The 384-nt window shown below is 63.8% G+C and carries 1 protein-coding gene; it reads right to left on the bottom strand.

The window, feature by feature from the left end; translation table 11 throughout:
* A partial coding sequence (locus RA21_RS21860) for an AAA family ATPase (RefSeq protein ID WP_039152748.1) occupies positions 1 to 384 on the bottom strand: 384 nt, incomplete at both ends.

Genomic DNA, 384 nt, shown 5'->3' with positions numbered 1-384 from the left:
AGCGCGACAGCACCGTCACCGGCACCTTGCGGATTTCCGTAGTGGCGAAGATGAACTTCACATGCGCGGGCGGCTCCTCCAGCGTCTTCAACAGCGCGTTGAAGGCGGAGGTCGACAGCATGTGAACTTCGTCGATGATGTAGATCTTGTAGCGGGCCGAGGCGGCGCGGTACTGCACCGAGTCGATGATCTCGCGGATGTCGTTGACACCGGTGCGCGAGGCCGCGTCCATCTCCATCACGTCCACATGGCGGCCTTCTATGATCGCCACGCAATGCTCGCATTTGCCGCAAGGATCGGTGGTGGGGCCGCCCTGGCCGTCCGCGCCGACGCAGTTCATGCCCTTGGCGATGATCCGCGCGGTGGTGGTTTTGCCGGTGCCGC

Origin of the sequence: Leisingera sp. ANG-DT, from assembly GCF_000813785.1 — a bacterium.
Classification (GTDB): domain Bacteria; phylum Pseudomonadota; class Alphaproteobacteria; order Rhodobacterales; family Rhodobacteraceae; genus Leisingera.
This window is presented reverse-complemented; position numbering and strand designations above follow the sequence as displayed.